The sequence below is a fragment of the Natrinema pallidum DSM 3751 genome, from assembly GCF_000337615.1.
GTDB lineage: Archaea > Halobacteriota > Halobacteria > Halobacteriales > Natrialbaceae > Natrinema > Natrinema pallidum.
Map to the genome: position 1 here is coordinate 1 of NZ_AOII01000026.1, position 12,652 is coordinate 12,652.

At 60.2% G+C, this 12,652-nt stretch carries 10 protein-coding genes and 1 CRISPR repeat array; of the genes, 6 read left to right on the forward strand and 4 right to left on the reverse strand.

Annotation, left to right across the window (positions count from 1 at the left end):
• Positions 1-14 precede the first annotated feature (14 nt).
• The gene (locus tag C487_RS02965; protein ID WP_006184182.1) at positions 15-1,289 is read right to left on the reverse strand and encodes an IS4 family transposase; all 1,275 of its coding nucleotides are present in this window, start codon (positions 1,287-1,289) and stop codon (positions 15-17) included.
• 216 nt (positions 1,290-1,505) lie between these two features.
• Positions 1,506-3,048: direct repeats of the CRISPR family, unit length 30 nt; unit sequence GTTTCAGATGGACCCTTGTGGGGTCGAAGG.
• Between the two features lie 606 nt (positions 3,049-3,654).
• On the opposite strand from C487_RS02965, the gene C487_RS02970 reads away from it, so the two are divergent.
• Together C487_RS02970 and C487_RS02975 are read left to right on the forward strand one after the other, a co-directional pair.
• Positions 3,655-4,542, forward strand: coding sequence for an NOP5/NOP56 family protein (locus tag C487_RS02970; RefSeq protein WP_006184183.1), 888 nt, complete (start codon positions 3,655-3,657; stop codon positions 4,540-4,542).
• Positions 4,535-5,170, forward strand: coding sequence for a fibrillarin-like rRNA/tRNA 2'-O-methyltransferase (locus C487_RS02975; protein ID WP_006184184.1), 636 nt, complete (start codon positions 4,535-4,537; stop codon positions 5,168-5,170). The genes C487_RS02970 and C487_RS02975 overlap by 8 nt, the downstream gene beginning before the upstream one ends.
• Positions 5,171-5,858: 688 nt before the next feature.
• Here the strand turns inward: C487_RS02975 and C487_RS02980 are convergent.
• Positions 5,859-6,491 carry a DUF7282 domain-containing protein gene (locus C487_RS02980; protein ID WP_006184185.1) on the reverse strand — a complete coding sequence of 211 codons (633 nt, stop codon included), beginning with the start codon at positions 6,489-6,491 and terminating at the stop codon, positions 5,859-5,861.
• A gap of 463 nt (positions 6,492-6,954) precedes the next feature.
• On the opposite strand from C487_RS02980, the gene C487_RS02985 reads away from it, so the two are divergent.
• Both C487_RS02985 and C487_RS02990 read left to right on the forward strand, forming a co-directional pair.
• Positions 6,955-7,671, forward strand: coding sequence for a hypothetical protein (locus C487_RS02985; protein ID WP_006184186.1), 717 nt, complete (start codon positions 6,955-6,957; stop codon positions 7,669-7,671).
• A gap of 161 nt (positions 7,672-7,832) precedes the next feature.
• On the forward strand, positions 7,833-8,915 hold the full coding sequence (locus C487_RS02990; protein ID WP_006184187.1) for a glutamate--cysteine ligase: 1,083 nt from the start codon (positions 7,833-7,835) through the stop codon (positions 8,913-8,915).
• 135 nt (positions 8,916-9,050) lie between these two features.
• Here the strand turns inward: C487_RS02990 and C487_RS02995 are convergent, their stop codons facing one another.
• Both C487_RS02995 and C487_RS21955 read right to left on the reverse strand, forming a co-directional pair.
• Entirely contained in the window at positions 9,051-10,355 is a 1,305-nt protein-coding gene (locus tag C487_RS02995) for a dicarboxylate/amino acid:cation symporter (RefSeq protein WP_006184188.1), read from the reverse strand.
• A gap of 585 nt (positions 10,356-10,940) precedes the next feature.
• Positions 10,941-11,162 (reverse strand): ferredoxin-thioredoxin reductase catalytic domain-containing protein, encoded by a 222-nt coding sequence (locus C487_RS21955; RefSeq protein WP_152422460.1) that lies wholly within the window; start codon positions 11,160-11,162, stop codon positions 10,941-10,943.
• A 147-nt stretch (positions 11,163-11,309) separates the two neighbouring features.
• Between C487_RS21955 and C487_RS20080 the strand changes: the two genes are divergently transcribed.
• Complete coding sequence (locus C487_RS20080) at positions 11,310-11,708, forward strand: hypothetical protein (protein WP_152422461.1); 399 nt, start codon at positions 11,310-11,312, stop codon at positions 11,706-11,708.
• Between the two features lie 201 nt (positions 11,709-11,909).
• Positions 11,910-12,515 (forward strand): toll/interleukin-1 receptor domain-containing protein, encoded by a 606-nt coding sequence (locus C487_RS03000; RefSeq protein ID WP_006184189.1) that lies wholly within the window; start codon positions 11,910-11,912, stop codon positions 12,513-12,515.
• The last annotated feature ends 137 nt before the right edge of the window (positions 12,516-12,652 follow it).

Genomic DNA, 12,652 nt, shown 5'->3' on the forward strand with positions numbered 1-12,652 from the left:
TCATTCGTCTTTAGCTAAGACTCACACCTCGGTTGCGTAGCGGTAGCGAGCGTCTCCTGTAAGACCGGACGTTGCTGGTGAATCTTCTGAGCATCCTCGATCAGCCGCTCCAGCAACGGCGGTGGTGAGTAACCGAGATACTCACCGAGTTCGTGGAGGATGAGCTGGGCGTGCGACCGGAAGGTCGCCGCCCAGCGTTCTGGCGGAAACACGATCTCGTCATCAGCCTGCTCGGTCACCAGATCCAACAGCTCACGACTCACCAGCAGCGACAGCAACGCCGCATACAGCAGAATTCTCACGATATCCGGGTCGCTTGTGTCGAACTCGTCCAACTCGTACTGCGTCTTCAGTTCACGAAACAGCGTTTCTACCTCCCACCGACACCGATACAGCGTTGCTAAATCCTCCGGGAAGAACTCCTCTCGCGATAGATTCGTGATATACAGATGGTAGTCGTCGGCGTCCTTGTCACGGACGCCGACGACGCGGAACCGCTTCGTGTCCAGCGACCGCGTTCCTTCGTACTGGCCTCGCTTGAACTCCGCTTCGACCTCAACGTCGATGTACTTCCGAGAGAGATCATCGCCCACATCGTGGATCTGCTTGCCCTCTAAGGGAATGGCGCGCCCGCGCCATTCCCGTAATTCCTCCGTTATCACCGGATTCGCGTTCTGCTTCAGCCGACTCACGAAGTAGCCGTCGTTCTCGTCGATTAACGCGAACCGGCGGTACTTGAAGTACGCTAGATCGAACAGAACGAGCCGTCCTTGGAGCCACGAACCCGTCTTGAACAGCGTGCTGTCGTGCGCTTTTTCGTCGGTCACGTCGAGTCGTTCAATCGTCTGCTCGGTGGCGTTGTGGAGCAGGTGGAGCTTCGCTCCAGCCTGCTCCTCGTGACGGGCTTGGAACTCATCAGAGAGGAATTCGTGCAACCGCAACACCGTTCCATCAGCGATCATCACGTCTCTGAATCGGTCGATATCAGCGTCAACAGCGTTGGGAACAGCGACCTCGTCGAGACCACGCTCGACGAGGTCGCGGAGATACTCTGCCAACGTCGGCGTCAACCGCTGATGGAATCCACCGGGAGAGATCGTTTCATCAGCTGTGGAGTTGTAGCAGCGTCTGAACCCGGCGAGTGTTCGGCTCTCGCCTGCGGCGAAGCCGAACACGAGCGCCCACACGAGGACGGGAATCTGAAGCTTGCCCTCTCGCTCAACCACGCCGAGTTCCTCGGCGTGCTCTTCGAGGAACTCGGAGGGAAACAGTGTAGTGAGCCGACGCATGATTCTCGTTGAGGAGCGAGGGTTGTGCACAGACTTCTCCTCCTCATTCCTCTCGAAAAGTAGCCTCGATAAGCCGTCGCTGTCACGCGGTTCTCGTCTTAGCTAAAGACGGATGNCACAGACTTCTCCTCCTCATTCCTCTCGAAAAGTAGCCTCGATAAGCCGTCGCTGTCACGCGGTTCTCGTCTTAGCTAAAGACGGATGCTCCAGCCATTTGTTTCAGATGGACCCTTGTGGGGTCGAAGGGGTCTGGTACGCTCGGTCGTCGTGGCTGGCGCACTCGTTTCAGATGGACCCTTGTGGGGTCGAAGGCGTCGACGCCGGCAATCACTCCCCCTCCACTTCCCAGGTTTCAGATGGACCCTTGTGGGGTCGAAGGTCGGCAATATTGCCTGACGAATTATGTCCGTTGATTAGTTTCAGATGGACCCTTGTGGGGTCGAAGGGATGCCGGGCTCCGCGGGGGCGAGTTTAAGAACCTCGTTTCAGATGGACCCTTGTGGGGTCGAAGGCCCTCTAACTTCCCGACCCCCCCAGACACCCGCATTTGGTTTCAGATGGACCCTTGTGGGGTCGAAGAGGGAGCGGCAGGAACGGGCCGTCGACGGTCGACGGTTTCAGATGGACCCTTGTGGGGTCGAAGGGCCGATGTCCTCGGCGGTCGGGAGCGCCTCCATGAGTTTCAGATGGACCCTTGTGGGGTCGAAGGTCCCACTTGACAAAGACTTACCAAAGTACTACCGGGTTTCAGATGGACCCTTGTGGGGTCGAAGGGCTGTAAGCGCCAACGTACTCTGGTTCTCGCTCCGGTGTTTCAGATGGACCCTTGTGGGGTCGAAGCGACGCTGGCCTCGTTCGCGGGGCGGTCGATGTCGGTTTCAGATGGACCCTTGTGGGGTCGAAGCCTCGTCGGTGACCCGGATAGCCTCCAAGCAGAGCTGGTTTCAGATGGACCCTTGTGGGGTCGAAGCGAGTACGAGAGCGCCGACGAGTTGTGGGCGATCCTGTTTCAGATGGACCCTTGTGGGGTCGAAGCTCCAACGTCGGACCGCACAACGGGATTACTGACATGTTTCAGATGGACCCTTGTGGGGTCGAAGCACGCCCCACTTGAGGACCTAGCCGAGACGCTGGCCGGTTTCAGATGGACCCTTGTGGGGTCGAAGCTCGACATGGTTGGCGTATCTGCGTCACCAGTGCCGGTTTCAGATGGACCCTTGTGGGGTCGAAGCACGAGAGTATCGAACACGAGGAGGGTGAGATCGCCGGTTTCAGATGGACCCTTGTGGGGTCGAAGCGGATACGCGGGCTTGTTTACCACAACTGGGGCAGGCGGTTTCAGATGGACCCTTGTGGGGTCGAAGCGCGTCCTCATGCTCGAGATCGTCCGGCTTGCGCCGCGTTTCAGATGGACCCTTGTGGGGTCGAAGCGGCCTCCGCGTCGCGAGTCTGGTTGAGCACGGCACGGTTTCAGATGGACCCTTGTAGGGTCGAAGCCCATGAACAAGATTGCTTAGGTTAGATGGGGGAAAGTTTCAGATGGACCCTTGTGGGGTCGAAGCCGTCACCACCGTCGTCGTCGGAGGTGATCGCCTCGCGTTTCAGATGGACCCTTGTGGGGTCGAAGCTTTTTCTTTTTCGATGTGGAGCTACTACTGCTCTCGCGTTTCAGATGGACCCTTGTGGGGTCGAAGCTGGTTTGACGAGGCTTCGACCGAGCTTACCGCTCGTTTCAGGCGGACCCTTGTGTGGTTGAATATGAAGACCGACCTCGTGACGATCGCGACCGCGACGGTTTCAGACAGACCCAAGTCTGCGCTCGAGCGCACATCTTCGATGGGACTTCGGAATAATCGAAGAGGTAGCACCGATTGCTAGGAATCGATCCGACTTCGCCGGGCCTGGCGGCTATTGGGAGTCGGAGCGAACCCCTCGACTAGAGGTATTACACCGTGTACTCGAGTGGGCATAGACAGCGATACATTCGAAGATAACCTCACCGAGCAAGGACTCAGGACTAGGTGAATACCTATTATCGGAGCGGTCCCGTAACGGAGGGACCGGCCCGATGATAATGCATCTACTCGTCGACGACGTTCGCCACCATCTCGTCGAATGGGTCGGATTTCTCATGAACGTCTCTACCGGTGCCGACCGATAGAGACCTGGAGAATAGGTAGCGGCCCGACGACTGAGACCGGAGAAAGTTAGTCCAGGAGTAGAGAATCGTCGGTGTCTTCCAGCATATCGTAGATCGATTGTTTCCCGCGATTCACGGAGAACGTCGTTACGGAAACCACTACGAAGGGCGGCACAGCCTCGTATTTCGAGAACGCATATACGGGACCGGTTTCTTAGGAGAGACATGAACGATAGGAGTGCCACGAGTACGGGGTGGTTCGCGGACATCGATCCAGCGGATGTAGAAGCGACTACAGAGGCTATTCGGGAGAAGACTGCTGAGGAACCTCGAGATTGGCCTGCCGAAGCCGTAGACGCGGGTTTCGCGGACGACGAAGTCGACTATTACGCCAAACTCCACGAGTCCACGGTCGAATCCACCCGCGAAGCCGTCAGAGAGCGAGAAAAGGCAGATGATCAACAGCTAAAACATAGTATTCGGGCCATGGACGACTGCAGTCGGACGGCCAACGAACTCGCCGAGCGGCTGGCGGAGTGGGCCGGAACCGTCGACCCCGATGCGGGGACCGGCATCGAGTACGCCAGAACGCTCGCACGCGGGGAGGCCGACGACGACCTCGCGGAGCCCGCGATCAGGTCGCTCGCCGAGCGCGTCGCCGACCTCGCCGACGAGGCCGACGAACTCCGGGAGTTCGTCGACCGTCGGACCCCGGCCGTCGCGCCGAACCTCTCGGCGCTGGCCGAGCCGGTCCTCGCGGCTCGGTTGATCGCGCTTGCCGGCGGCTTAGAGGAACTCGCGAAGAAACCCAGCGGCACGGTACAGGTATTGGGTGCGGAGGACGCCCTGTTCGCCCACCTGCGCGGGCACGCGCCCTCTCCCAAACACGGGATCATCTACACGCACGACGCGGTTCGGGGTACCCACCCCGAGAATCGCGGCTCGGCGGCGCGCGCAGTGGCCGGCAAACTCTCCATCGCCGCTCGTGTCGATCACTACTCGGGCGAGTTGAAGCCCGAACTCGAGGCGGAACTCGCCGAGCGAATCGAGACGATCCAGGCGCGGACGACGGGAGACGACGCCGGCAGCGACGGGGGTGCCGCCGATGAGTGAGCAGCTTCCGGCGGGGGTCGAGCGCCACGCGTTCGACGGGACCGACCGCCTCGCGACGCGAGGGGAGCCGGTCTACGGCGAACCGACGGACGGCGAGTGGCGGGCATGGAACCCACACCGGTCGAAGCTCGGCGCGATGCTCGAGGTGGGCATGGACACCGGCCTCGAAGGCGGCGAGACGGTCCTCTATCTGGGAGCCGCGAGCGGGACGACGGTGAGCCACGTCGCCGATTTCGCGGGCCCGACCTATGCAGTCGAGTTCGCCGCGCGGCCGGTGCGGGATTTGCTCGAGACCGCGGACTCACGCGAGCGACTCTTTCCGCTCCTGAAGGACGCCCGGAAGCCGGAGACCTACGCCCACATCGTCGAGTCGGACGTGGACGTGATCGTGCAGGACGTGGCAACGCGGGGGCAGGCCCGCGTAGCGCTCGAGAACCGGCGGTTCTTGGCCGACGACGGCCGGCTCCTGTTGGCCGTCAAGGCCCGGAGCGAGGACGTGACGCGGGAGCCTGCTGCTGTGTTCGCGGACGTTCGCGAAGAGCTATCGGAGGGGTACGACATTCTGGAGACGGAACTACTCGAGAACTACCACGCGGATCATCTCGGCATCGTGGCGCGACCGCGGTGAGTGACGTCCTCCTCGCCGTAAACGGCGAGGCTTCCCCAGCACGAGGAAACCCGGCCTGTTGCCGAGCAGGTTTCAGGACCCTCTCTCCCGAGGTCGATGGAACGGGTTTCGTTCCTCGCTCGGGAGCGTCCTGTGGCACCGCCACGTGTGCTCCCATCCGCAAGCGTGTCATTGACGCTTGGTTTCTCAGAGCGTCTCTCACCCAAGCGGTCATGCCTCACGGTATCGACGGTCCGGTCACACTTAGCCGCCCGTACCTATCAGGTCGGTTTACCGTGCTCGCGAACGACGCGAACCCCGCATCCGATGAACCGTGGTCCATCCGACCGTGGGAACCTTCGCCCTGGAAAACCCAGGACGTTGGTTTCAGCGCGTCTCGTACTTCCGCGCAAGTGCCGAAAGCCGACGTAACCCTTGCAAATACGTACGGTACGGTGTGTACTAAGTATTGGGGTTTCGTACCGACCGGTGACGGTGGTTTACGTTGTCGAGTGATACGATTCACGCCCGCCGTAAACGGCGGGATTCTCTCGCTGTTTAAAGATAGGGCAAGTGACCGCCACCGACGCGGGGCGGGCGCTGCTGGCACGACGCATCACCCAGCTCGCGGTCGCCGACGACGGGACGCGGATCATCTGAGACGGTCACTCGAGACGCACGAACCGGTGGGAAAAACGGACGGTGATCGCTACGGCTCCGACTCGTTGTCCATCATCTCGTCATCCCTCATCTCGTCGTCCATCGTCTCGTTGTCCATCATCTCGTCGGCCATCGTCTCGTTCATCCCATCCTCGAGCGTGATCAGCGCGTCGTCGATCACCGGCTCGCCGTCACTCGTGTAGGGGCCGTCGGCCTCGGGGAACTCGTACGTCCGGTTGTCGTTGGTGTCCTGATGGGCCATCGCGATCAGGACCTGGCTCTCCTCGAGGGAGTCGTTGAGTTCGACGGTCACGTTTTCGTGGTCGCCGGACGGTAAGTAAGAGGAGTTACCCAGGACCGCCCCTGGCTCGTACTCTTCGGAGACGTTCGTCACGGTCTCGTTCTCGTCCGCCGTCATGTTGTCCGTCGCGTTTTCGTCCACGGGCGCGGCCGCATGGATGACGGCGAAGCCGCCCTCGGGGAGCGTCGTGTTATTGACCACGACTGCCGACCCGTTCGACGTCTGGTTCTCGAACGTCACTGTCGCTGTTTGGTTCCCCGTTTCGTTGTCCTGGGCCGTGCTGGCGTCGATCGCGGCAAACGCGATGCTCGCCCCCGAGAGGAGGACGAGCGTCGCGATGACTGCGACGCCGACGGTTCTTGCACGCGGTAGCATAACCATCGGTGATACCGTCACAGTTCGGCAAAAACCGGTGGTTTCGTTCGAGCGTTTCAGGAGTAGAAACATCCGAATTCGATGGATCGGACGACTGGGGTAAGAGATCTATTCCGACCTCACTCAGTGGTGTAATAGCGTTCTGCTGAGGTGCGTCTCGAGGGAGCCACCCCCACAGTAGCGTTGGAAACGGTCCGAGGTGTGACGTCCCTGTCTCCTCGAGAGCGGTGGCTGACCTCGCGACAGCCGAGGGCGCGGCGTCGGGATGCCCCGCCGGACGCGGGATGGCGGTCGAACACACGGAACCCGTGGAATCGCGATCCGAGAGGAACGACTGAATCGAGGGACACACTGATCGCGCAGCCGTCGTGCGAGCGGGTGTGCAGTGACGTTCACTGGCGACGATAGCTCAAGTGCGTCTTTCACCCAGTAGAAGAGTTTTACAAACCTCGACTGTAGGGGAAAGGAGATGACGTGTAACAGACGACGATTCCTCGCCGGAACCGCCCTCGCGACGGTCGCATCGGCCGGCTGTCTACAGGCCGACGACCAGACTGAGACCGGCGACGGAAACGGGAACGACGACGGCGACGCCGATTCGGAACCGACAAGCGCGGTTCCGGAAGACCCGCGCGTTGACGAGCCGCCGTACGAAATCGAGTCGCAACCGACCGAGCCCGAGGAATGGAACCAGCTGTACCTCTGTGCGAACATGCCGGGGGACTCCGACCTCGAGTTCCAGACGGTATCGGCTCCCCGGGCCGACCTGCTGCTCCGGACGGCCGATACCGAGGACGAGGCGTACGCCGTTCGCGCCCTCACGAGCGCGGCGGAGGTCCGCGAGGTGTTCGAACTCGGAGATGGCGGCAGTGATGAGGGTCCCGAAGAGCCCATCGACGCGATCGACTTCGAGGAAACCGTCCTGCTCGTCGTCGAATCCGGCTTCGGTTCGGGCTCGGTCACCCATCACTGGAAGCGCGCGGAGGCGACCGACCGCGGCGTCCACCTCCACGGCTGTCAGACGACGCCGTTCAAGCAGACGAGCGACCTCACCGCGCGGCATTCGGTCGTTCGCGTCGAGCGCCCCGAGACGTTCGAACTCGCCCGCGTGAGCCTCACCGTCGGCGCGGAGCGACGCGTCCATTTCAACGCTACCGAAGGCGTGGTCACCGTCGACGCCGAGTAGCGATCCCTCATCTCGAGGAGAGCTGACGCCCGGCCCAACTCGAGCGCTCGTCGCGACGCGGGTCGGCGTCCCGATCGGTCGACGGCGGTGCGTCGTTCGGTTCCCGGCCGGACGCTCCGACTCCAAACCGTATTTACTATCGGCGACGAAAGCAGGGCACGATGGAACGCGGGTCGCGGGAATCGTTTACGCGCATGGGGACGCTGGGGATCGAGGAAGAGTGTTTCGTCGTCGACGACGACGGCCGCCCCACCAGCGGGACCGACGAACTCGTCTACGAACACGACCCGCCCGAAATCCTCGCGGACCGCCTGGATCACGAACTGTTCAAGTTCGTCATCGAGACCCAGACGCCGTTGATCGAAACCCCGGACGACGCCCGTGACTCGCTGCTCGAGATCCGGCGGGCGCTGGTCGAACACGCCGAGGCCCACGGCTATCGCATCGCCGCCGCCGGCCTCCACCCGCTCGCGAAGTGGCGCGAACTCGAGCACGCGGAGAAACCCCGCTACCGATCGCAGCTCGACCGGATTCAGTACCCACAACACCGGAACACGACCGCGGGCGTCCACGTCCACGTCGGCGTCGACGACGCCGACAAGGCGGTCTGGATCGCCAACGAACTGCGGTGGTACGTCCCGATCATGCTCGCCCTTTCCGCGAACTCGCCGTACTGGAACGGGTTCGACACCGGGCTCCAGTCCGCCCGCGCCAAGATCTTCGAAGCGCTCCCCAACACCGGCATGCCGACCCACTTCGAGGACTTCGAGACGTTCGACCGGTTCGAGCGACGGATGCTCGAGACCGAGTCGATCAACGATCGCGGCGAACTCTGGTACGACGTGCGGCCACACACCGCCCACGGAACCGTCGAAGTGCGCACGCCGGACGGGCAGGCCGATCCCGAAACCGTGCTTGCGTTCGTCGAGTACACCCATGCGCTCGTCGAAGCCCTCGCCGAGGCGTACGAGGACGGGACGAGCGGTCATCGCCACCGCCGGGAACTACTGGACGAAAACAAGTGGCGAGCCATCCGCTACGGCCAGGATGCCGCCTTCATCGATCGTGATCTCGACGGCACCGTCGACCTCGGCGAACTCGTCGATCGGGAGTGTGAGCGACTGGGGATCGACGGCATCAAAGACGTCTACGAGCGGGAGAGCGGTGCGGACAGACAGCGCCGCTTGCTCGAGGAGGATGGTCCCGACGCGCTCTGTGAATCGCTCATGTTGCAGTCTCACTGAGTCCGTGGCGGTCGCGCAGAAATCCGGAGAATACCCGCAGCGCCGTTCGGTGCGACGCGCGGATACGATGCGGTCGCGATCGGGGATCGACTCGTCTCGAGTCGGATTTCGGAGGGTCGTCTATCGCGGTCTCGGTTAGTCGTCCGTCGTACTCACGGACTCTTGGGTGAGGCCAACCGATCCGTCGGTCCAGACGCCGCCCGTGAGATCGATCGCGTCGTTCCACTTTGCGACTACCGTCGTCACTGCCAGGTCGCCGGCGATGTTGTTCATCGTCCGAAGGCGGTCGAGCAGCGGATCGATTCCCGCGATCATCCCGATGACCTCGAGCGGGAGGCCGACCTGTGTCAACACCGCGGTCATCATGACGAGGCTTGCGCTGGGAACGCCCGCGGTGCCGATACTCGCGAGGAGTGCGGTAAGCAGGATGGCGAACTGCTCGGCGAGCGTAAGGGAGACACCGGCCATGTTCGCGGCGAAAACCGCGACGATGCCGAGGTACATCGATGTTCCGTCCATATTGATGGTCGCACCCAGCGGCAGTGAGAAGCCGTACACGCGCTCTTCGATGCGGAGGTTCTCGTCGGCGTCCGACATCGTGATGGGAAGCGTCGCGGTCGAGGACCGGATGCTGAGCGCCGTGATGAGCGCCTCCTTGATACCGCGCAGGAAGGCCACCGGCGACGCGCCGACCGCCCCGCGGATGAGCAAGAGGAGGTAGACGAGGGTGATCTGGAGGGCGATCGCGACCGCGAGAGTCAGCGAGAGGGTGAAGTACGCACGGATCGCTTTCACGCCGACATCCCCGAACAACGCCGCCATTAGTGCGAACACACCGATGACGCCGAACTCCATAATCCCCCAGACGATTTTGAACATAACCTCCGCGCCGGCGTCGACGATGTCGAAGATGGTTTCGATGCCGTTCCGGACCGCCGAATCCGGTTCGGCTTCCGCTCGTACCATCGTCATCCCGAGGCCGAAGATGAGGGTGAAAAAGATGATCGCGAGGATGTTCCCCTCGGCTATCGCGGCGAACGGGTTCTCGGGGACGATACTGAATATCTGGTCCACGAGCGACGGCGTCTGTTCGGTCTGGACATCGGTCTGCTTGACGGTTATTCCCGTCCCGGGATCGATGAGATTGCTCACGCCCAGCCCCATCGCGATAGCGACGGCCGTCGTGGCGAGATACAGGACGACGACCTGTCCGCCGACCTTCCCCAGATTCTTCGGGGAGAGTTCCCGCGTCGCCATCAGCAACGTAAAGATGATGATGGGGACGATGATCATCTCGAGTAAGCGAACGAATAGATCACCGACCGGCTGCAGCGACGTTGCTGGCTGACCGACTACCAGCCCAACGAGAGCACCGAGAACGAACGCGACTGCGATTCGGTAAACGATCGGAACTGATCGGTATTGTTTCAAAATTGACATGAGTTGTCCAATTCTGACCTTCAATATAAAATTTTGTGGAAACGGATGATAATTCTTCCGGGTTAGGAATCAGCAACAGCCGCGGTGGTACGTCCCGCCGTACAAAATCCGAGCCGATCGATCGCCCGATCGAGTCGCCTGCCACCGGCATAGAACGCGTTGAAACCGCCACGCCTGGCTCGTTCGGCTGTCTCCGAGCACCGCCGCGTTGGCGGCCGTGTTTAGTTCAGCGTGAACAGTGAGGGGTACGATTTTATGGAGCCCATGCCAAAAATCAGCCGCCTCAGCGGGTATAGCGACTGGATCGATTTGAGTGTTGGAGCGAGAGCGGACACCGCGTCAGCTAATGGAGTTCGGTATTCGACTTCATCTTGGTGGACTATTTCTTTTAAATACTAATCGAAAACTCGAGAAGTTCGGTGTCAAGCGTTCGCGAAAGACCGGCCATGATTGGGTACAGAAAGCCAATCTACAGCCAGCAACTGACGCGACTCCGAATCACGTTGTGCTCGATGAGATCGTGATTCAAATCGATGATCACCGATGTTGGCTGTACGCTGCAGTCGATCCTAAAACGAACAGAGTTCACCATATACGGCTATTTTTGACGACTACGACCGTATTGACTGAACGGTTTCTACAATAAGTCATGGAGAAACACGATGTCGAAGACGCCGTGGTTCTCGTCGATGGCGCACAGCATCTCCAGACAGCACTCCGTCGATACGGACTCCGATTTCGATACGAAAAACACGGACATCGGAACGCTGTCGAAGGTATTTTTAGAAATATAAAACACTGAAGCACTTCGTTCTCAAACTGTTTTAGTCACGCTAACCCACCAACCGCAGAATCGTGGCTCCACGCCTACGCCATCTGTCAGAATGCTATAAACTAAACGCGACCGATTTGCCGGAATGATATTTAAACTAGCGAATAATATTATGCTAATAGATGTCCTCGCTTAAACCTATCTCAACCAGCAACGGGCCTGGAAATGAGAAAATCCTCATACTCACAAGTCTACTGGTAATACTAGCAATCAGTGTACTCTGGTACATGACAGAAGGGTTCACTGACGGGAGTCTTGAACCGCTTACTATCCCGGTCCTTGCGGCAAGTATGATTGTAAGCGCAGTGCTTGGCATCCTTGATGCGTATTCGGTGATCGAGAAACGGTTACAGCAATTACATGGTAACAATATTTTCATCCGACTTATCATTGGTGTGCTAATCGGACTAGGGAGTGCCGCCCTTGCGCTGAATGTCTCGACTGTACTAGTTTTGGTTATAACGATTTCATTTCTTCTGGGAGAATCAGTGGGGAGAGCGTACTATGTATTCGCCAAATAGATCCAATTGGATCCAAAGCACGCCCCATAGTAACGAGGAGCGAAATTGGCTTCTTTTCTAATAAATAACACAAAATAATTACGAGGGTTGGTCAGTGGTGATACGCTCGGACGGTTCTCTCAACCCAGAACCCACCCTAATCATCTGATCGGAAAGATAGATTAATGATGTCCCATACGCGTGTGTATCGTAGACGATCCCATGACTGGAGAGCAGGTGTACGTTTCACACGCGCCACGGAATCTCGACCTCGTGCAGGACCTGTTCTCGACGGTCAAGAACTTCCCCTTCGGCGTCCACATCGCGCTCGAGGAGATCGAGTCCGGCCGCTCCCGAAAGCGACTCGAGGGTCGCCTCGCCAACAGCGATCTCGTCGTCGCCGTGCTGACCGAGGACGCGGCCGGAAACACGTGGATCAATCAGGAGGTCGGCTACGCGGTGGCGAAAGGCATTCCCGTCTTGCCGGTCCGTGATGATGGCGTCAGCTGTCGCGGGTTCATCAGTGACGTCGAAGGCGTGACGATCGATCGGGACGACCTCTCGGTCACCATCTTCAACTTGCTCTGTCGGCTCCGAAGCGAACTCGCGCCGCTCGGAGCGCTGTCGGTCCCGAACTGGTATATTCGGTTCCCCTGTACGGTCACCGACTGCACCCAGCCGGTCACGCTCGAACTCGAGCGGGGGCAGACGAAACTCTGGAAACTCCACAGTCACGGCAAACACTTGACCGCCTCGTGTAACGGCTGCGGATCGACGTACTACTTCGATCCGGCGACGATCGGTTTCTCGGGCCGGAAAGACGGGTAGCCCTCGTCCGTCATCCGCCGGAACGGTTCGCAGGCGTCGGCGACGATCGGTTGCCGGCCTCGTCACTGTCGTCACCGTCTCGAGGGTCGTCGCAACGGGAACGTTGCACGGAGTGGGTGTGGCCGTAGGACTCGCTT

Excerpts from the sequence above, each read along its gene's own strand:
- C487_RS02990 (WP_006184187.1), top strand. The coding sequence starts at position 7,833 with ATGGAACGCGGGTCGCGGGAATCGTTTACGCGCATGGGGACGCTGGGG.
- C487_RS02975 (WP_006184184.1), top strand. The coding sequence starts at position 4,535 with ATGAGTGAGCAGCTTCCGGCGGGGGTCGAGCGCCACGCGTTCGACGGG.
- C487_RS02985 (WP_006184186.1), top strand. The coding sequence starts at position 6,955 with ATGACGTGTAACAGACGACGATTCCTCGCCGGAACCGCCCTCGCGACG.
- C487_RS02980 (WP_006184185.1), bottom strand. The coding sequence starts at position 6,491 with ATGGTTATGCTACCGCGTGCAAGAACCGTCGGCGTCGCAGTCATCGCG.
- C487_RS02970 (WP_006184183.1), top strand. The coding sequence starts at position 3,655 with ATGAACGATAGGAGTGCCACGAGTACGGGGTGGTTCGCGGACATCGAT.
- C487_RS03000 (WP_006184189.1), top strand. The coding sequence starts at position 11,910 with ATGACTGGAGAGCAGGTGTACGTTTCACACGCGCCACGGAATCTCGAC.
- C487_RS02965 (WP_006184182.1), bottom strand. The coding sequence starts at position 1,289 with ATGCGTCGGCTCACTACACTGTTTCCCTCCGAGTTCCTCGAAGAGCAC.
- C487_RS20080 (WP_152422461.1), top strand. The coding sequence starts at position 11,310 with ATGTCCTCGCTTAAACCTATCTCAACCAGCAACGGGCCTGGAAATGAG.
- C487_RS02995 (WP_006184188.1), bottom strand. The coding sequence starts at position 10,355 with ATGTCAATTTTGAAACAATACCGATCAGTTCCGATCGTTTACCGAATC.